A 17777-nucleotide genomic window follows, 5' to 3' on the forward strand; every position below is an offset into this window, starting at 1 on the left:
CCGCCAAACCGTCATCACATACAAGGCCCTATCAAGCAATTCTCGATACACGCCAGATGGGTTCCCATGGCCAACTTTCCCCGGCAACGTGATTTTTATACAACAATTTCAAATATTTATACGAAAGACATGCCAAACGGCTCCGCGACGGAAATCTTCCATCGCAAGCCGCAAACGCTACACCCCTTTGTCAAATTCTCCACCGTTCGACCCCCGTCGAACATGCTGGTGAAGTGCATAAATTCTACCGCCGGCTAATGAGCACAAACAAGGTGGCGGCTTAGAACATAGTGTCCTGAATTCGATACCAATGAGACGAAATTATGACATATCGCCCATTGGTTCCATCGAACATAACCCGGGAATCCTTACCAGGCTATTCATTTTTCTAGGAATTTTGGTCGATTTGAGCGTTTTTTCGCTATTTTTAAGGCTTTTTTGCAATAGCAGATCGCACATGCCTAAACTCGACCTTGCCGAACCGGCAATCCCACATGCGGCCAGAGTGTCACCCGCCGCCGCCAACGGGCATATCCCCGCTCAGACTCACGCCTGGTCCCGGCCACTCGCTGGACTTTGCATTATCGTGCGCGGTCACGGCCGCACGCTTGATCTCAATCCTCGTTGGATTTGGCATTGTCGAGAATCATGTAGTCGAGCGGCAGCTGCGTCGAATACTTGATCTGCTCCATCGCAAAGGCGGAGGAAACGTCGCGAATCTCGATCTTGGCGATCATCCGCTTATAAAAGGCGTCATAGGCGGCAATATCGGGCACGACGACTCGCAAGAGATAATCGACATCCCCGCTCATCCGGTAGAATTCAACCACTTCGGGGAATTCGGCGACGACCTCGGAAAAGCGGCGCAGCCATTCGATCGAATGGGTGGCAGTGCGAATCGACACGAAGACGGTGACCTTGGTGTTGACCTTCTCCGGATCGAGGATGGCGACTCGGCGCTTGATGACGCCGTCTTCTTCCATCTTCTGGATGCGCCGCCAGCATGGCGTGGTCGAAAGCCCCACTTTCTTGGCGAGATCGGCAACGGCAAGCGTCGAATCCTCTTGCAGAAGACGCAGTATTTTTCGGTCGAGGCGGTCCATGCGCACAACAGTCCTTTCGAATTATTTTCTTTGTATAACTCGATTCCGCGCAACTAAAAGAATTTTGTTTCAGGAAAGCAGCATTTTCGTCCGTTCCTGCAAGACCGGGAGCAATTCTTTCTCGAACCAGGGATTGCGCTTCAGCCAGCCGCTGTTGCGCCAGCTCGGATGCGGCAGCGGCAACACCGCCGGCGATCGGTTGGACAGAAGACAGTCACGCCATGCCCGCACCGTCTCGGTCATATTGTCCCGCCTTTCACCGGTCATATGCCAAGCCTGCGCATATTGGCCGATGACCAGCACCAGTTCGATCTGTGGCATTGCCGAGATCACCCTTTGTCGCCAGAACGGCGCGCATTCGCGCCGCGGCGGCAGATCCGCACCCTTGCCGTCGTAGCCAGGAAAGCAGAAGCCCATCGGCACGATGGCGAATCGGTCGCGGTCGTAGAAGCTTGCCCTTTCAACGCCAAGCCATGACCGCAGCCGGTCGCCCGAGGCATCGTCGAACGGCAGCCCGCTCTCATGCACCCGAAGCCCGGGCGCCTGCCCGGCGATCAGGATGCGTGCAATCGACGAGATCACGGCCACCGGCCGCGGCTCGTGCGGCAGCCGCTGTTCGAGGCCTCTTGCCGGTGCGTCTCGACAGATGCGACAGGAGGCGATCTCCCGCCGCAGCGTCTCCAGCATGGCTTCGTCGGTCATGACTTTACTCCCATCCGACGATCTGCCCGACAAAGCGCAGAGCGCCGTCGAAACCGGAACTCTGGCGCGCATGGTCGCGCACATCGCGCGGACGCTCGAAAGTCCCGGCCCAGAGCCCCGCCTTTTGAGCCTTCGCCTCGGCCTCCTCCTTGTCATAACCGCCATAGGAGATGGCCATGCCTCGGCGCACCATGGCGGCATTGATGTCGCCGCCCGCCCCGCTCCGGCAGATGACCAGCAGCCTATCGTAGCGGTCGCGCCGGCTGCCCTGACAAAGCGTTCCGGATGCCAGCACCATGCCCTGCAGCGCCTCGCGCGCCGCACGCCCGCAGGCCCAGGCCTTCCCCGCCCGCTCGCAGCTCTGGTTGAGCTCCGGTGCATCTATGCCTTCGAGGCGCAACCGTTCATCTCCCAATGCCAGACTGTCGCCGTCGGCAGCATGAAATGCGCCGGCATGCTCGATTTTTGCTGCATCGTTGAACTTGGCGGCGATCAGCGCCACGAGCGCCAGCAGGGCAAAAGCGGTCACGCCGTCGCGAATCAGGCGCAGGCCCCGTGTCACGCTTTCGCCTCCTTAAAAAACAAATCCTTGGCAAAGATGGCAAACATCTTCTTAAGAATTGCCGGTTAAGCTCTTATCCACCCTGGGATGAAGTTTCAACGTGCACATGAGTACCGGCGTAAGCACATCGACCGACAAGATCATCGTCGACAGGTCGCGCAGCCACCGCAACAAGGCCGTTTCCAAGGCCGTGCGGCAGACGCGCGAACGTCTTCAGTCCGGTCATGCGTCAAATTCCTCCTTCGATCGTGACGTGCTCAACATGTATGTGGCATCGGTGCTGCAGGGCGCGACGATCATGCCGCTCTTCGTCGTCATCATCACCGCACTTGGCGTCTATTTCACCCAGAATACGCAATTGCTCTTCTGGGCGCTGCTGACGCTCACCTGTCATACCGGCAATATCCTGCTGGCGCGGCGCGCGCGCCGCCAGGAAATCACCTCCGAGAACGCCCGCAAATGGCGCCGCCTGCTGCTGCTCGGCCAGTTCCTGCTCGGCTGCTGCTGGGCCGTCTTCGCACTGCAGGGCTGCGACACCTGCGAGCCGTCGAGCTTCATTCTCTATAAGGGCGCGACGCTGCTGATCGCGCTCTCCGTCACGGCCATGTCGAACTTCATGCTGACGCCCGCCGTGCTCGCCGCCTTCTCGCCCGCGGTCCTGGCGCTCGCCGCCAAGAGCGGCCTGTCACGGGACCTCCTCGAAATCAGCCTGACGGGGGCCTTCACCACCACCCTTGTCTTCTTCAATTATATCAGCGACCGGCTCTTCAAGTCGAACCTCAGGATCCTCTCCTACCAGTCCGAGAAAGACGACCTGATCGCCGAGCTTGAGGTGGCGAAATCGATGTCGGACGAGGCTCGCCGCCGCGCCGAAGAGGCAAACCTCGCCAAATCCCGCTTCCTTGCCTCCATGTCGCATGAACTTAGAACCCCGCTCAACGCCATCCTCGGCTTTTCCGAGGTGATGTCGGCCGAAGTCATGGGGCCGCTCGCCAATCCGACCTACAAGGAATATGCCGGCGATATCCACCGCTCCGGCCAGCATCTGCTCGATCTCATCAACGAGATCCTCGACCTGTCGCGCATCGAGGCCGGCAAATACGAGCTGAGCGAGGAGGCGATTTCGCTGCTCGATATCACCGAAGATTGCATCGGCATGGTCCAGCTGCGCGCCCGCGCCAAGAACATTGCCATTTCGGACCAATTCGAGCGGCAGCTGCCGGCCATCTGGGCCGACGAGAAGTCGATGCGCCAGGTGGTGCTCAACCTTCTCTCCAATGCCGTCAAGTTCACGCCGCAGGGCGGCGAGATCCACGTCAAGGTCGGCTGGACAGCTGGCGGCGGACAGTACATCTCGATCAAGGACAACGGCCCGGGCATTCCAGAAGAAGAGATTCCCGTCGTCCTGTCGGCCTTTGGCCAGGGCTCGATCGCCATCAAGAGTGCCGAACAGGGTACCGGCCTCGGCCTGCCGATCGTCCAGGCGATCCTTGCCAAGCATGACGGGCAGTTCCTGCTGAAATCGAAGCTGCGCGAGGGCACCGAGGTCATCGCCATCCTGCCTGCCAAGCGCGTGCTCCAGAGCCTGCCGGCCGTCGAGGAGGCTCAGGCCGTCGCGCGCAAGCGCAAGAGTTTTGCCTGATTCAGCATCCGGATGACTTCAGGCCGATCCAGCGTGAAATCATCCGGATCCAAAGAACAGGTGCTTGCCGAGGACGAAGCCGAGATAGAGGCAGCAGGCGGCAATCATGCAGGTTACCGCGAAGGAGCCGAGATCCTTGGCATGTTTGCCGACGATCGAAATCTCCGGCGAAATCCGATCGATCACCTCTTCAACGGCGGTATTCATCGCCTCCATCGAAAACAGCCCGAGAAACAGAAGCACGGCGACGACAATCTCGCCTGCAGTCGCTCCCACCAACGCCAGCGCCGCGATCGAAACGACGAAGAAACCGAGTTCCTGGCGGAAGGCCGCCTCTTTCAGCACCCGCAGAAAGCCCGCCCAAGAATAGCTAGCGGCGGCGATGAAATGCCGAAGTCCGGTCTCTTTCGTCACCGCAGGCTTCGTCAAGATGCCCTCTCCTCTTCCCGTTGCATCACAGACCGGGAGAGGCTTTGCCGTCTCCCTTTCGATGAGCGAATACGCAAATACCGAATCCACTTGGGCCGTGCAAGCGAACGCGTGCGGATCGACGGCGCCGACCGCGGCCTTAATGCTTATTCGACACACCCGCTTGGGCGAAGGTCGCCATGCCGGAATGACAGGCGGCAGCCGCCTTGACGATACCGGCGGCAAGTGCGGCACCGGTGCCTTCGCCGAGTCGCATGCCGAGCGCCAGAAGCGGCGTCTTGCCGAGCATCTCGATTGCGCGAAGATGCCCGGGCTCGCCGGAGACATGGCCGATCAGGCAATGATCGAGCGCCGATGGATTGGCGGCCTTCAGGATCGCTGCCGCGGCGGTCGCGACATAACCGTCGATCAGCACCGGGATGCGCTCCATGCGGGCGGCAAGAATGGCGCCGGCCATCGCCGCGATCTCACGGCCGCCAAGCCGGCGCATGATCTCGAGCGGATCGTCGAGGTGGTCACCATGCAGCGCCACCGCTTTTTCCACCGCCGCGATCTTGCGCTCCAGCATCTCACCTTCCGAACCCGTGCCGGGTCCCACCCAGTCGCGCGCCGAGCCGCCGTAGAGCGCATAGTTGATCGCCGCCGCAATCGTCGTATTGCCGATGCCCATCTCGCCGATGCAGAGCAGGTCGGTGCCGCCGGCGATCGCCTCCATGCCGAAGGCCATGGTCGCGGCGCAATCGCGCTCGGAAAGCGCTGCCTCCTCGGTGATGTCACCGGTGGGATAATCGAGCGCCAGATCGAAGACTTTCAGTCCAAGATCATATGCGACACAGATTTGATTGATCGCAGCACCACCCGCTGCAAAGTTCTCGACCATCTGTTGCGTCACCGTTGGCGGAAAAGGTGTGATGCCTTGCTTGGTGACGCCGTGATTGCCGGCGAAGATCGCCACCAGCGGCCGGTTGACGGCAGGTGTGCGGCCCGTCCAGGCGGCAAGCCAGAAGGCGATCTCTTCGAGCCGTCCGAGCGCGCCCGGCGGCTTGGTCAGCTGCGCGTCACGCTCGCGCGCGGCCACCAGCGCGCGGGCATCGGGCCCCGGCAGGTCACGGAGCAGGGTACGGAAATCGTCGAACGGCAGGCCTGAAACGCTCATCTGTGCGGTTTTCCTATGAATCCGGGTATTCTTGTTTTTTCCACGCAAATCAGCTTCTTTGCGGATGGCAACTCTCTTAAAGCGGGCGGACGAGGCGAACAACTCCAAAAGCGCAGCCGAGACCATAAGCCGAGACCTCCGGCAGAACGAAGCAGAATGAAGATCAAGGACTATGCGGTCGATACCGCCCGCGCCGTCGCCTTCCTCAGCCGCATTCCCATGCCGCAATCGCTGTTCAAAGGCTATGACGGCAGGCTCGGCCCGCTGGTGCGCGCCTTTCCCTCCGCCGGCATCGTCATCGGCTTCATCCCTGCACTCGCCCTCCTCCTCCTTTTGGGGCTGCGTGCGGACCCGCTGATGGCAGCCCTGATCGCGCTTTCCATCCAGGTCTTCGTCACCGGCGCGCTGCACGAGGACGGCCTGGCCGATACGGCCGATGGGATCGGCGGCGGCAAGAGCCGCGAGCACAGCCTCCTCATCATGAAGGACAGCCGGATCGGCACCTATGGAGCGATAGCGCTGATCCTGTCCTTCGCGATCCGCGCAGCCGCGCTTGCCGCCATCGCCCGCCATTCCGCGCCGCTCGCTGCCGCACTTGCCATTCCCGCTGTCGCGGCGCTGAGCCGCGGCGCCATCGCCTGGCACTGGCAGCGGTTGGCGCCGGCAAAGGCCGATGGCGTGGCCGCTTCGACCGGCCAGCCGGACGAGGCGGCGATGCAATTTGCGCTCGCCTCAGCCGGCCTCGTCGCAACGCTTCTGATCTGGCCGGCCTTCGGCCTGCGGCCGCTGGTCGCGAGCCTGCTCGCCACCGGCATCGCAGGGTTTGCCTTCACCGCATTCATCCGCCGCAAGCTCGCCGGCCACACCGGCGACACGCTGGGCGCAACGCAGCAAATTTGCGAGATCGCTACCCTTTGCGCCCTTGCCACGGCTCTTTGAAACTCCGATATATCCTCCATGCAAACACCCTGCGTTCACGTCTGCTCCCTGGTTTCAGCCACCGGATTTTGCGCCGGATGCGGCCGGACTCTTCAGGAAATCGGCAGCTGGATGAGCTACTCCGACACCGAGCGAAGACGGATCATGGCGCTGCTGCCGGCAAGGCTTGCAGGCGCCGCCGCAGTGTCGAACCATATGAAAACAAGTCTCGCCAGCGGGCCGGAGCGGCCTTTATGATCCGTTTGACCGTCTTCCTCGTCGTGATCGGCATCGGCCTTGCCGTGCTGATCCTCAACAATGACAGCGGCCGCATCCTCGGCCTGCAGAGCGATGACTTCGGCCGCGTCGTCTACCTGCTGCCGATCGCACTGATGCTGTCGGCCGGCATCTGGGCGAGCCGGCGCAGCGTGGGCGAAACGATGCGCCAGATGATGATCTGGCTGGTCATCATCCTGGCGCTCGTGACCGTCTATCTCTATCGCCAGGAAGCGCTCGGCGTCGGCAACAGGCTGCTCGCCGGCCTGGTTCCCGGCCGCGCCGTCGTCGTCACGACAAGTGAGGGCGGCCAGGAGATCATTCTGCACAAGCTGCTGAACGGCCATTTCGAAGCCGATGTCGTTGTCAACGGCCAGACGATCGAGATGCTCGTCGATACCGGCGCCAGCATGGTGGCGCTGTCGCGCGAAGACGCCGAGCGGATCGGCATCGATCTTTCCCGCCTCACCTATTCCATGACCGTCATGACCGCCAACGGCCGTGGCCGGGCAGCACCTGTCACCCTCGACCAGGTGGCGATCGGCCCGATCATCCGCAACAATGTCGCAGCCAGTGTCGCCGAAGACGGCCGGCTCGACCAGAGCCTGCTCGGCATGAGTTTCCTGGAAACGCTGGGCTCCCTGCAGATGCAGACCGACGAACTCCGCATGCGCGACTAATGCGGCTCCGCCGCTTTACGGCGACAACCGGATCTGGCAGCTTGAGCGCAAGAACAACAAGACCACAAAGAGCAAAAAGAAACTCCTGCCGCATAATTCCTTAAATCGGAATCGATTTAAGGAATTATGCAACAATTCAAAGTGCTAAAGCGTCCTTTGCGCGTCTGAGAAGACGCGCGGCGCTGTAGTCTGGTGGCACCGCATGTTCGACCGGCCTTTGCCAGAGGCAAGGCCTTGACCCATGGGTGCGACAGGAGTTTCGCAATGAATTCACTCTGGCCGATCGTCATCGGCGGCATTCTGCCAGCCCTGTTCTGGGGCATCACCGGCATCTTTCAGAAGCAGAGCGCCACATCAGCCACCGGCTCCGCCGTCTGATCGCCTTCGGCGCAGCCTGCGCTTTGATCGGCATGATTGCCGCCCTGATCTGGCGCCCTGCCCCCTGGACCGCCGAAGGTCTCGGTTTTGCTGCCGCCGCCGGCTGCTGCTTTGCTGTCGGCACCGGCCTCATCAGCTTTGCGCTTTTCACTTATGGTGTCCCGGTCTCGAAACTTGCCCCAATCTGGAGCTGCAACGTGCTGGTGACGCTGGCAATCGGCGCCGTCTTTCTCGGCAAAGCCTCCGAGCTCGACATAGTAAAGCTCGTCGCCGGCACCCTACTCATCATCTCCGGCGCCCTTCTCGTCAGCAGCGCCTGACGGAAAACTGGCGCAATATGCAGCAGCACAAGACGAGCAGTTCGCCGCCCCATGCTCCTGCGTTGCAGCGCGTTCCGCTTTGTTGATATCCTGCGTCACGGCGCCTCCGCGCCGTACCGGAGCCCGACATGAACCCACGACAATTGAAGACATTCCTTGCGGTGATCCGGCACGAAAATCTCACGCGCGCCGCTGCCGAGGTCAATCTCGCTCAGTCGAGCCTCAGCGACCACATACAGGCGCTGGAAGAGGAACTGGGCGCAGACCTCTTCCTCCGCTCCCGGCAGGGCGTGGTCCCGACACCGGCAGGCGCGGTTCTCAAGGCCTATGCCGAAGAGATATTGGCGCTGAACGAAGAGGCGAAGGCCGCCGTCAGTGCTGCAGCCGGCAGCGCCGGACAGTCCATCACCCTGGGTACGCTCGAAACCATCGCCGCCGAAAGGCTGGCGCCGTGGCTGTCACTCTTTCGCAAGAAGAACCCAGACGTCGGCCTCAAGCTCAAGGTCGGCGGCAGCGGCGAATTGCTTGCGCAATTGCAGCAGGGCTCGATCGATATCGCCTTCACCTTCGATCGCGGGCATCAGGATGAACGCTTCTTGACGCGCCGCATCTGCAGCGAACCGCTGGTGCTGATTGCCGGCCGCGATTCGCAAGCCCGGCCACCCGCAAGCCTCGCGGCACTGAGCACCGCGGCCTTCGTCGCCACCGAAACCGGCTGCGTCTACCGGCACCTGTTCGACACTGCCTTTGCCGAAGCGCACGTTGCAGCGCCTTCAATCGTCACTGAAGCCGACAGCATCGCGACGATCATCCGACTCGTTGCATCCGGCACCGGTTATGGCCTCGTGCCACGCCTTGCGCTCGGCCAGGCCGCAATACGGGGCGACGTCGTCGAACTGCAATGGCCGGGCAATCCACCTGCCGCTTCACTGGTGATGATGTGGCGGCGCAGGCGCGTGCAGCCGCCGGCGCTCACCCTTCTGCTGCAATCGGCAAGCGAAGAACTCTCGCCGCTCAGACCAGCCGATGCCCGCCTTCGACATGCAGGATAGTGCCTGTCGTGAAGCCGTTGCCGATCAGGAAGCGGATCGCATCGGCAATATCATCAGGCCGTCCAACGCGTCCGGCCGGCAGGCGCTGCGCCATCGCGTCGAGCGTCGCCTGCTTGGCGTCGCCGGCGACGAAACTCCAGATCGGCGTATCTACCCATCCGGGAGACACCGCGTTGATCCGGATCGGCGCCAGCTCGATCGCCAGCGCCCTGACCAAGCCTTCCAGCGCCGCATTGACGGCTGCGACCACCGATCCACGCGCCGCGGGCCGGTAGGCCGCGATACCTGACGTATAGGTGATCGATCCTGAGGGCGGCAAATGGGCGGCACCATATTTCGCCAGCAGCAGCGGCCCGTAGAACTTGCTCTCGACCACCCTTTGCGCCGCCGCAAGCTCGATCGAAGGCAGCAGCTGATAGGCGCCTTCGATATCGGCCGCCGTGCTGACGATGTGATCGACCGGCCCACTATTGCGGAACAGCGCCGCGACCTCTTCCTCGCGCGATATATCGACGGCAACCGTCGCCAATCCAGGATGCTCGCTGAGATCGCGGCGAGCCGCCGCAAGCTTATCTTCGCTGCGTCCTGCGATCGTCACCGCCGCGCCTTCCCCGAGCAACCGCGCCGCCAGCGCCAGCCCCATTCCGGAACTGCCGCCAACAATAATGATCTGCGCGCCTTCGATCCTGATATCCGTCATCTGCCATCTCCTTCTCGGCTGATGCAGCAGATGCCTAGGATCAGAGCGGAAGAAAAACGGAAGAAACCGATGGTGTCATCGGGTTTTCCGATGGCGCGTGTTCGGATGATCGATCAGTTCCGCAGCCGGTAGTCGGTCTTGAAGATCCAGGCGAGCGTTCCCAGGCAGATCACCAGAAACACCGTGATCATCGCCAGGCTGATCGCCGGATTGACATCGGCGATCCCGTAAAAACTCCAGCGGAAGCCGCTGAAGATAGGGCACCGGGTTGAGGTGGCTGGCGGCACGACTCGGCGAAGCCTCCGAGCTCGACATAATGAAGCTCGTCGCCGGCACCCTCCTCATCATCTCGGGCGCCCTTCTCGTCAGCAGCGCCTGACGGAAAACTGGCGCAATGCGCTCAGTACGAGATGAGGACTTCACCGATCCTCGGGCGTTGCCTTGCAACCAGCAGAGTCGTGACACCAGAGTCAGCCTCACCGGACAAAATATCGACGGTAGCACGCCGACCGAAGAACTCGATCCGTGATCGCAAATTCCGGAAGGAACAAGAATTGGGCGAGCAATAGATGCTCAATTCACCATGCGCCTCTGAGCCCGAAAACACTGTAATTGCAAGATTAATGCCGAGATCGTCATGCTTGGCGAGACTGCATGTGTCGTCGGGAAGGCATGATACCTCGGCAGAGAAAGGCTCCTTTCCCTCGACCACCACAGCAAAGGTAACCTTGACGGGATGGGCGGCCTCCTGCGATGGGCTTTGCTGCGGTGCTAGGTAATAGATGGATGCGATTGCGAGGCATCCAAGCACATTGCTGCTGACCATCAGATTGCCCCATGACCGATAACGTCTTGCTGAGCAATCTTTCATGTTGAAATTGCGGCACTTCCTGAGGGCCGGATCAGTTGCGCAGCCGGTAACCGGTCTTGAAGATCCAGGCGAGTGTTCCCAGGCAGATCACCAGAAACATTGTGATCATCGCCAGGCTGATCGCCGGATTGACATCGGCGATCCCGTAAAAACTCCAGCGGAAACCGCTGACGAGATAGAGCACCGGGTTGAGGTGGCTGACCGCCTGCCAGAAGGGCGGCAGCATGCTGACGGAATAGAAGCTGCCGCCGAGGAAGGTCAGCGGCGGCACGACCAGCATGGGAATGAGGTTCAGCTGTTCGAAATTGCCGGCCCAGATTCCGATCATGAAGCCGAACAGGCTGAAGGTAATGGCCGTCAGCAGGAAGAACAGGATCATCATGAAGGGATGTTCGATCCTGACGTCGACGAAGAGATTGGCGGTCAGAAGGATGATGAAGCCGATGAGCATCCCCTTGGTCGCCGCCGCCCCGACATAACCGAGCAGGATCTCCGTCATCGCCACCGGCGCCGAAAGCACCTCGTAGATCGTGCCGGTGAATTTCGGGAAATAGATGCCGAAGGAGCCATTGCTGATGCACTGGCCAAGCAGCGTCAGCATGATCAGGCCGGGCGTGATGAAGGCGCCGTAGGACACGCCCTCTACCTCCTGAATGCGTGATCCCACAGCGGCGCCGAAGACGATGAAATAGAGCGACGTCGAGATCACGGGCGAGATGACGCTCTGCAGCAGCGTGCGGCGCGTGCGCGCCATCTCAAAGAAATAGATCGATTTGACGGCCTCGATGTTCATTTTTCCGCTCCCACCAGCGCCACGAAGATGTCCTCGAGCGAGCTTTGTCGCGTCGAGAGATCCTTGAAATGGATATTGTTCTCACCGAGCCGGGTCAGCAGGGCCGCGATGCTTTCCTGTTCGTTGCCAGCGTCGAAATCATAAGTCAGCCGGTTGCCGTCTGCTTCCAGCGTCAGCCCATTGCCGGCAAAACAATCCGGCAGGCGGCTGAGCGGTTCGGTGAGATCGAGGATGAGTTGCTTGCGGCCGAGCTTGGCCATCAGCGCCGCCTTGTCCTCGACGAGCAGCAACTTGCCGCCGTTGATGACGCCGACGCGGTCGGCGATTTCCTCCGCCTCTTCGATATAATGCGTGGTCAGGATGATCGTGACGCCAGAGGCCCTAAGCTCTTCGACGACATGCCACATGTCCTTGCGCAGCGTCACGTCGACGCCGGCGGTCGGCTCGTCGAGGAAAAGGATATCCGGCTCATGCGAGAGCGCCTTGGCGATCAGCACCCGTCGCTTCATGCCGCCGGAGAGCTGGCGCAGCATATTGTCCTTCTTGTCCCAGAGCGAGAGCGCGCGCAGCACCTTCTCGATATGGGCAGGATTGGCTTTCTTGCCGTGCAGCCCGCGCGAAAAGCTGACTGTATTGAACACCGTCTCGAACTGGTCGGTGGTCAGCTCCTGCGGCACCAGCCCGATCATCCCCCGGGTGGCGCGGAAATCCTTGACGACGTCGTGGCCCGCGACCAGCACCCGGCCGCCGCTCGGATTGGCGATGCCGCAGATGATCGAGATCAGCGTCGTCTTGCCTGCGCCGTTTGGCCCAAGCAGCGCCAGGATCTCACCCTTTTCGACGTCGAGATTGATGCCCTTCAGGGCCTCGAACCCATTGGCATAGGTCTTGGTGAGGTTCTGAACGGAAATGATGGGGGCCATGCGGGACTCTTGCGGATTCTCGGAAGTTACTTGGGCCGCTATATAGTCCCTTTGTAACGCATTAACATCCTTTGGAGCCATGAACACTGCATTCACGCTGCCGACACAGTTGGCCCGCTAACCTGCTGACGCGGGCGAAGTAGCCGGCATCGGGTTTTCGCGAAAGAAAGGCAGTGTCGGCTTCGGATGTCATCATCCGGTGATATTCATGCCCGATAAGGGAGCCGAGGCCAGCACCGGCATCCGCCCCGCCGCCCAACCCTTTGCGGAGCCGTCTCCGGGTGTTCTCGTTGCGCCCCTTTTTCGCTGCCTCGGCATGTAGTCAAAGTTATTGTTCAGTCACGAAGTGCTTGGAACCGGTCAGTATCCCCTGTCCAGCCGCGTTCCGTCTTAGCCGGCCCTGCGCCGGCTTTCTTTTTATGTGCCTCTTCTCCGCTCCTCGCTCTTTCCGTGATCCACCACGGATGAAAGCGACCAAGGGTGCACCCCTCACAGCTCGTCGTAATTGAACCAGTCGAAATCCGCTGCCTTCGCCCGGCCCGACGTATCGAAGGCAAACACACCGGCGAAGGCGCCGGTGAAGGAGCCGTGTTCGCCGCGTCCCCCTTCGTCGGAAATCACGCCGGCGTCGAGGATCGGGCCGATCGGCTGCCAGGCGCCCTTGCCTTCGGTCTGCCAGAAGAATTGCAGGTCGTTCTCGCGGATTTCCATGGCGAGCTGGACGCGGCCATCGGCGGCGATCGCAACCCCGCTTTCGGCGGGAAAGCTCAGCCGGCCGTTCGGGTAGTCGCCGTTGCAGGAGAGGATCGTCACGCAGCGGCCGAGTGTTTCGTGCAGTGTCACCGCGACGGCGTGGAATTTGTGGCGGTTGTAGTAATGCGTCAGCCCAGCCACCTGCTGATAGGTGTCGGGCGAGAACTCGATCACGGTTTCGGCGCGGAAACTGTGGTGTTCCTGACGGCGGGCGACCAGCGACTGTTCAAACCACGAACCGATGCTCTCACGCGCAATCAGGCGCAAATGGCCGGCACGATCCGTCAGGTTGAAGATGCGCTCGGGCTCGGGCGTGCGCAACCACTGGAAATCGGCAGGCAATATGCCGCCATCGAAGTTGTATTCGCTACGCATCGGCTTTTCCACGGGGACCGCGCCAAAGAGGCCCGACACATCGACATCGGGCACTGAGGTGCCGTTTTCAAGATAGAGCCAGTCATCGTCGCGCCAGACGCATTTCTGTAAGGATGTCTCGCGCCCCAGCGTGCAGCGCCGTTTCGGCGGTAGCGGCCGGCCGCAGAGATGGGTGTGATAGGCCTCGCCCTCGGGCGTCTCGACATATTGACCGTGCCCTGCCCGCTGCAGCAGCACGCCCGGGTGATCCTTGGAGGTGATGAGATGCATGTTCGGATGCATTTCATAGGGTCCGTCGATCTTTCGTGACCGCGCCATGGTGACAGCATGGTCGTAGCCGGTGCCGCCCTCGGCGGTGGTCAGATAATACCAGCCATTGCGCTTGAAGAGATGCGGGCCTTCGACGAGGCCGAGCGGGCTGCCGGCGAAAATGTTCTTGATCGGCCCCTTCAGCGCCTTTGCCGCCGGATCCCATTCCTGCAGCAGGATGCCGTCGAAGGCCGGCGATTTCGGCGAGCCGCCATAGCTTTCGGTGCGGTGGTTCCACTGCATGTTGACGAACCACTTGCGGCCGTCATCGTCATGGAAGAGCGAGGGATCGAAGCCGGAGGAATTCACATAGACCGGCTCGGACCAATCGGCCTCGATCGTAGGTGCCGTGACGATGTAGTTCGGCGCATCCTTGAAATTGCCGTCGTAGCGCTTGACGTCGGTATAGACCAGCCAGAACTGCCCGTCGGCATAGGACAGGCACGGCGCCCAGATGCCGCAGCTATCGGGATTGCCGCGCATGTCGAGCTGCGATCTCCGCTCCAGCGGCCGGCGCACCAGCGTCCAGTTCACCAGGTCGCGCGAATGGTGGATCTGCACGCCGGGATACCATTCGAAGGTCGAGGTGGCGATGTAATAATCCGCGCCGACGCGGCAGATCGACGGGTCGGGGTTGAACCCCGGCAGAATGGGATTGCGGATCATGTCAGGGTCTCCTCCGACCGGCGGTGCTTTTTGCTGTACGTACATCAGATCATAGCAGAAAAAGGCCGGGAAGACTTGCCTCCGGGCCTGACGTGACTATTCGCGTTCGGCGGACTTGGCCCAGAGGTTGATGTCGGCCTCGCGGGCATAGACGTCGATCTCGGCAAGCTCCTCGACACTGAATTCGAGATTGTCGAGCGCCTTGACGCAATCGACGATCTGCGACGAGCGGCTGGCGCCGATCAGCGCCGAGGTCACACGGCCGCCGCGCAGTACCCAGGCGATCGCCATCTGCGCCAGCGTCTGGCCGCGCCTTTCGGCGATCTCGTTGAGCTTGCGGATATTGTCGATGATCGAGGGGCGGATGTAGTCGCGCTTGAGAAAGTGGTTCTGCGCCGCGCGGCTGTCTTCGGGAATGCCACCGAGATATTTCGTCGTCAGCATGCCCTGAGCAAGTGGCGAGAAGACGATCGAGCCCATGCCGACCTCATCCAGCGTATCGAGCAGCCTGTCGTCCTCGACCCAGCGGTTGAGCATCGAATAGCTCGGCTGGTGAATCAGGCACGGCGTGCCGAGATCCTTGAGGATCTTTGCGGCTTCGCGCGAGCGCTGCGAATTATAGGAGGAAATGCCGACATAAAGCGCCCGGCCGGAACGGACGATATGATCGAGCGCGCCGCAAGTTTCTTCCAGCGGTGTTTCCGGGTCGAAGCGGTGCGAATAGAAGATGTCGACATAATCGAGGCCCATGCGCTTCAGGCTCTGGTCGCAGGACGCGATCAGGTATTTGCGGCTGCCCCATTCGCCATAGGGTCCAGGCCACATGTCATAGCCGGCCTTGGAGGAGATGATCAGCTCGTCGCGAAGCCCAGCGAATTCGGTGCGCAGGATCTCGCCGAAGGCAGTTTCGGCACTGCCGGGCGGCGGGCCGTAATTGTTGGCCAGGTCGAAATGGGTGATGCCGAGGTCGAAGGCAGTGCGGCACATGTCGATCTTGCGGTCATGCGGCGTGTCGCCGCCGAAATTGTGCCAGAGGCCGAGGGAGACGGCCGGCAGCTTCAGGCCGGAACGGCCCGTGCGGTTATATTTCATTTTCGAATAGCGGTCTGCGGCTGGTTGCCAGCTCATGATCCCAATCCTTAAAAACAATTCCGGGAAAAGCGTGCAGCGGTTTCCCTGGGAATTGCGCGTAACAAACGATCGAAGCAAAAAGGCGCGGGCGCGTCACCCGCGCCGACAATAGAGTGTCGCAGGCCTACTTCAAGAGCGCCTGCGCTTCTTCGATGCCGAGGGCGGCCGGCTGCGTGCAGGTCGTGGTCAGGTCGATGAAACGGCCCTCCTCGCCCGATTTCAGGATCGAGGTCATGACGTCGACGCCGTGCAGCGTGCGGTCGAGCGAGCAGCGCGCATCGCGGCCTTCGATCAGCGCCATCACCATGTCGGCAAGGCCGGCGGTGCGGTAATTGGCGCGCGCGCCGTTCGGGTTTTCCTGGTTGATCTTGCCGAACGGATGCTCCCAAGCCTCAAGCGGCTTGATGTCCTTGTCGCGGCCGCTGGCCTCGACGACGCCGCCGAAGAAGTTCGGGTCCGGCACGTAGAGCGAGCCATCGGTGCCGTAGAGCTCCATATTGGCATGGCGGTGCGACCACACATCCCAGCTCGCCGTCAGCGTCACCGTGGCACCGTTGACGAATTCGAGCAGCGCCTGGATCGTCGTCGGCGTCTTGACCGGGATGATCTCGCCATTGCGCGGCTCGCTGGTGATGGTGCGGGTGGGCGACGCCATCGAGGTCATGCCGCCGACGCGCTTCACGGGGCCGATCAGGTTGATCAGATTGGCGATGTAATAGGGGCCGAGATCGAGGATCGGGCCGCCGCCCGGGAGGAAGAAGAAATCCGGGTTCGGATGCCACATCTCCATGCCGGGGCTCATCACGTAGCAGGCGCCCGAGGTCACCCGGCCGATGCCGCCGTCGTCGATGAACTTGCGGGCGAGCTGATGGGCGCCGCCGAGGAAAGTGTCGGGCGCGCAACCGACGGCAAGGTTCTTCTGCTTGGCGATGCGGCGAAGCTCCTCGCCCTCTTCGAGCGAAAGCACCAGCGGCTTTTCCGAATAGACGTGTTTTCCGGCCTCGAGGATCGCCTTCGATACCCGGAAATGCGCATCCGGGATCGTCAGGTTGACGACGACGTCGATCTCGTCATTGACGAGAAGCTCGTCGATCGTCTGCGCTTTGACGCCATATTCCTTGGCGCGCGCCTCGGCCGCCTGCGCGTTGATATCGGCGCAGGCCAGCACCTTCAGCCCCTTGAAGAGCGGTGCCAGTGAGAAGTAAGTGGTGGAGATGTTGCCGCATCCGATGATGCCGACGCCAAGTTCCCTGGTCATGATGAAGCCTCAGTAGGTCTGGAAGGATGCGATCGAGCGGCTGATATTGCGGTCGATGTCATTCGGGTTGTCGTGTTCGACGACGTAGTGCTTGGCCTTGGTGGCGCGCAACGCTGTCATCAGCCTGGCCCACTCGACCTTGCCGTGGCCGACATCGGCCCAGCCGCTCTCATCCGTCGCCTCGCCAGCCGGTGCGATGTCCTTGACATGCACAGCGGTGATGCGCGGTCCGAGCTTCTCGATCCAGGCAAAGGGATCGCCGCCGCCGCGGATCACCCAGGCGATATCGGCTTCCCAGGAAATGTCGGGCGCGCCTTCGAAGATGTGCTCGATCGGCCGCGAGCCGTCCTGCAGCTTGAAGAATTCGAAATCATGATTGTGCCAGCCGAATTCGTAGCCGGCAGCCTTGTAGGGCTTGCTGATCTCCTGCAGGCGCTTGCCGAAGGCGGCCCAGCCGGCAGCGTCGGACGGGCGTTCCTCGGCGGCGAGATGCGGCGCATAGATCGAATCCATGCCGAGGATCTTGGCAATGTTCAGCGACTTCTCGACCTCCTTCTCCAGGAAATCAGGGCTGAAATGGCCGCTCGCCATGACCAGGCCATTCTTGTCGAGCTCAGCGCGAAGGCTCTTCAGCCCGGCATCGTCGAGATCGGCATAGATGCCGCCGAAGCCTTCGACCTCGGCATAGCCTGATTTGCCGAGCTTTTCGAAGATCGCCGAATAAGGCTGGAAGTTGCGGGCACTGTAGAGCTGGTAGCTGAGTTTCGTCATCATGTTCTC

General features: G+C 61.4%; 18 protein-coding genes and 2 pseudogenes. 6 read left to right on the forward strand and 14 right to left on the reverse strand.

The window, feature by feature from the left end; genetic code table 11:
* Positions 1-614: 614 nt before the first annotated feature.
* The 3 genes from CUJ84_RS12145 to CUJ84_RS12155 all read right to left on the reverse strand — a co-directional run bounded on the left by CUJ84_RS12145 (position 615) and on the right by CUJ84_RS12155 (position 2367).
* Positions 615-1103, reverse strand: coding sequence for an Lrp/AsnC family transcriptional regulator (locus tag CUJ84_RS12145; protein WP_003540387.1), 489 nt, complete (start codon positions 1101-1103; stop codon positions 615-617).
* 69 nt (positions 1104-1172) lie between these two features.
* On the reverse strand, positions 1173-1805 hold the full coding sequence (locus CUJ84_RS12150; protein ID WP_105006398.1) for a uracil-DNA glycosylase family protein: 633 nt from the start codon (positions 1803-1805) through the stop codon (positions 1173-1175).
* A 4-nt stretch (positions 1806-1809) separates the two neighbouring features.
* Positions 1810-2367 carry a thermonuclease family protein gene (locus CUJ84_RS12155; RefSeq protein WP_105006399.1) on the reverse strand — a complete coding sequence of 186 codons (558 nt, stop codon included), beginning with the start codon at positions 2365-2367 and terminating at the stop codon, positions 1810-1812.
* 106 nt (positions 2368-2473) lie between these two features.
* Between CUJ84_RS12155 and CUJ84_RS12160 the strand changes: the two genes are divergently transcribed.
* On the forward strand, positions 2474-4009 hold the full coding sequence (locus CUJ84_RS12160; RefSeq protein WP_027684392.1) for a sensor histidine kinase: 1536 nt from the start codon (positions 2474-2476) through the stop codon (positions 4007-4009).
* A gap of 39 nt (positions 4010-4048) precedes the next feature.
* On the opposite strand, the gene CUJ84_RS12165 is transcribed toward CUJ84_RS12160, so the two are convergent.
* Together CUJ84_RS12165 and cobT are read right to left on the reverse strand one after the other, a co-directional pair.
* The gene (locus CUJ84_RS12165) at positions 4049-4438 is read right to left on the reverse strand and encodes a diacylglycerol kinase (RefSeq protein WP_020050291.1); all 390 of its coding nucleotides are present in this window, start codon (positions 4436-4438) and stop codon (positions 4049-4051) included.
* A 139-nt stretch (positions 4439-4577) separates the two neighbouring features.
* A complete protein-coding gene (cobT, locus tag CUJ84_RS12170) occupies positions 4578-5594 on the reverse strand; it encodes a nicotinate-nucleotide--dimethylbenzimidazole phosphoribosyltransferase (protein ID WP_011652311.1) in 1017 nt (338 codons plus the stop codon).
* A gap of 156 nt (positions 5595-5750) precedes the next feature.
* Here cobT and CUJ84_RS12175 point away from each other — a divergent pair, with 156 nt between their 5' ends.
* From CUJ84_RS12175 to CUJ84_RS12195, 5 genes and pseudogenes are all read left to right on the forward strand, one after another.
* Positions 5751-6533, forward strand: coding sequence for an adenosylcobinamide-GDP ribazoletransferase (locus tag CUJ84_RS12175; RefSeq protein ID WP_105006400.1), 783 nt, complete (start codon positions 5751-5753; stop codon positions 6531-6533).
* Between the two features lie 18 nt (positions 6534-6551).
* On the forward strand, positions 6552-6770 hold the full coding sequence (locus tag CUJ84_RS12180) for a DUF1289 domain-containing protein (protein WP_027684388.1): 219 nt from the start codon (positions 6552-6554) through the stop codon (positions 6768-6770).
* Positions 6767-7468, forward strand: a complete 702-nt coding sequence (locus tag CUJ84_RS12185) for a TIGR02281 family clan AA aspartic protease (protein ID WP_105006401.1) — start codon at positions 6767-6769, stop codon at positions 7466-7468. The genes CUJ84_RS12180 and CUJ84_RS12185 overlap by 4 nt, the downstream gene beginning before the upstream one ends.
* Positions 7469-7732: 264 nt before the next feature.
* A pseudogene (locus CUJ84_RS12190) lies at positions 7733-8166 on the forward strand (EamA family transporter).
* A gap of 128 nt (positions 8167-8294) precedes the next feature.
* Positions 8295-9218 (forward strand): LysR family transcriptional regulator, encoded by a 924-nt coding sequence (locus CUJ84_RS12195; protein WP_105006402.1) that lies wholly within the window; start codon positions 8295-8297, stop codon positions 9216-9218.
* Here CUJ84_RS12195 and CUJ84_RS12200 read toward each other — a convergent pair.
* The 9 genes and pseudogenes from CUJ84_RS12200 to CUJ84_RS12240 all read right to left on the reverse strand — a co-directional run bounded on the left by CUJ84_RS12200 (position 9181) and on the right by CUJ84_RS12240 (position 17768).
* Positions 9181-9918 (reverse strand): SDR family oxidoreductase, encoded by a 738-nt coding sequence (locus CUJ84_RS12200; protein WP_105006403.1) that lies wholly within the window; start codon positions 9916-9918, stop codon positions 9181-9183. The two genes, CUJ84_RS12195 and CUJ84_RS12200, sit on opposite strands and share 38 nt — an antisense overlap.
* A 113-nt stretch (positions 9919-10031) precedes the next feature.
* Positions 10032-10206: pseudogene (locus CUJ84_RS12205) on the reverse strand (ABC transporter permease); the annotation flags it as partial.
* A 112-nt stretch (positions 10207-10318) separates the two neighbouring features.
* Positions 10319-10744: a hypothetical protein gene (locus CUJ84_RS12210; protein WP_105006404.1), complete on the reverse strand. Its 426-nt coding sequence runs from the start codon at positions 10742-10744 to the stop codon at positions 10319-10321.
* Between the two features lie 76 nt (positions 10745-10820).
* Positions 10821-11582, reverse strand: coding sequence for an ABC transporter permease (locus CUJ84_RS12215; RefSeq protein ID WP_012757797.1), 762 nt, complete (start codon positions 11580-11582; stop codon positions 10821-10823).
* Positions 11579-12505: an ABC transporter ATP-binding protein gene (locus tag CUJ84_RS12220; RefSeq protein WP_003560084.1), complete on the reverse strand. Its 927-nt coding sequence runs from the start codon at positions 12503-12505 to the stop codon at positions 11579-11581. Before CUJ84_RS12220 ends, CUJ84_RS12215 begins: the two co-directional genes overlap by 4 nt.
* Before the next feature lie 489 nt (positions 12506-12994).
* Positions 12995-14608, reverse strand: a complete 1614-nt coding sequence (locus tag CUJ84_RS12225) for a glycoside hydrolase family 43 protein (RefSeq protein ID WP_105006405.1) — start codon at positions 14606-14608, stop codon at positions 12995-12997.
* A gap of 96 nt (positions 14609-14704) precedes the next feature.
* Positions 14705-15736, reverse strand: coding sequence for an L-glyceraldehyde 3-phosphate reductase (gene mgrA / locus CUJ84_RS12230; RefSeq protein WP_105006406.1), 1032 nt, complete (start codon positions 15734-15736; stop codon positions 14705-14707).
* Positions 15737-15863: 127 nt separating this feature from the next.
* Positions 15864-16997 (reverse strand): Gfo/Idh/MocA family protein, encoded by a 1134-nt coding sequence (locus CUJ84_RS12235; protein WP_027684379.1) that lies wholly within the window; start codon positions 16995-16997, stop codon positions 15864-15866.
* Between the two features lie 9 nt (positions 16998-17006).
* Positions 17007-17768 carry a sugar phosphate isomerase/epimerase family protein gene (locus tag CUJ84_RS12240; RefSeq protein ID WP_105006407.1) on the reverse strand — a complete coding sequence of 254 codons (762 nt, stop codon included), beginning with the start codon at positions 17766-17768 and terminating at the stop codon, positions 17007-17009.
* Positions 17769-17777: the final 9 nt, after the last annotated feature.

It is taken from the genome of Rhizobium leguminosarum (assembly GCF_002953715.1).
GTDB lineage: Bacteria > Pseudomonadota > Alphaproteobacteria > Rhizobiales > Rhizobiaceae > Rhizobium > Rhizobium leguminosarum_V.

What these genes read in the sequence shown, in the direction of transcription:
- CUJ84_RS12145 (WP_003540387.1), bottom strand. Translation starts at nt 1,103, where the DNA reads ATGGACCGCCTCGACCGAAAAATACTGCGTCTTCTGCAAGAGGATTCG.
- CUJ84_RS12150 (WP_105006398.1), bottom strand. Translation starts at nt 1,805, where the DNA reads ATGACCGACGAAGCCATGCTGGAGACGCTGCGGCGGGAGATCGCCTCC.
- CUJ84_RS12160 (WP_027684392.1), top strand. Translation starts at nt 2,474, where the DNA reads ATGAGTACCGGCGTAAGCACATCGACCGACAAGATCATCGTCGACAGG.
- cobT (WP_011652311.1), bottom strand. Translation starts at nt 5,594, where the DNA reads ATGAGCGTTTCAGGCCTGCCGTTCGACGATTTCCGTACCCTGCTCCGT.
- CUJ84_RS12175 (WP_105006400.1), top strand. Translation starts at nt 5,751, where the DNA reads ATGAAGATCAAGGACTATGCGGTCGATACCGCCCGCGCCGTCGCCTTC.
- CUJ84_RS12180 (WP_027684388.1), top strand. Translation starts at nt 6,552, where the DNA reads ATGCAAACACCCTGCGTTCACGTCTGCTCCCTGGTTTCAGCCACCGGA.
- CUJ84_RS12185 (WP_105006401.1), top strand. Translation starts at nt 6,767, where the DNA reads ATGATCCGTTTGACCGTCTTCCTCGTCGTGATCGGCATCGGCCTTGCC.
- CUJ84_RS12195 (WP_105006402.1), top strand. Translation starts at nt 8,295, where the DNA reads ATGAACCCACGACAATTGAAGACATTCCTTGCGGTGATCCGGCACGAA.
- CUJ84_RS12200 (WP_105006403.1), bottom strand. Translation starts at nt 9,918, where the DNA reads ATGACGGATATCAGGATCGAAGGCGCGCAGATCATTATTGTTGGCGGC.
- CUJ84_RS12210 (WP_105006404.1), bottom strand. Translation starts at nt 10,744, where the DNA reads ATGGTCAGCAGCAATGTGCTTGGATGCCTCGCAATCGCATCCATCTAT.
- CUJ84_RS12215 (WP_012757797.1), bottom strand. Translation starts at nt 11,582, where the DNA reads ATGAACATCGAGGCCGTCAAATCGATCTATTTCTTTGAGATGGCGCGC.
- CUJ84_RS12220 (WP_003560084.1), bottom strand. Translation starts at nt 12,505, where the DNA reads ATGGCCCCCATCATTTCCGTTCAGAACCTCACCAAGACCTATGCCAAT.
- CUJ84_RS12225 (WP_105006405.1), bottom strand. Translation starts at nt 14,608, where the DNA reads ATGATCCGCAATCCCATTCTGCCGGGGTTCAACCCCGACCCGTCGATC.
- mgrA (WP_105006406.1), bottom strand. Translation starts at nt 15,736, where the DNA reads ATGAGCTGGCAACCAGCCGCAGACCGCTATTCGAAAATGAAATATAAC.
- CUJ84_RS12235 (WP_027684379.1), bottom strand. Translation starts at nt 16,997, where the DNA reads ATGACCAGGGAACTTGGCGTCGGCATCATCGGATGCGGCAACATCTCC.
- CUJ84_RS12240 (WP_105006407.1), bottom strand. Translation starts at nt 17,768, where the DNA reads ATGACGAAACTCAGCTACCAGCTCTACAGTGCCCGCAACTTCCAGCCT.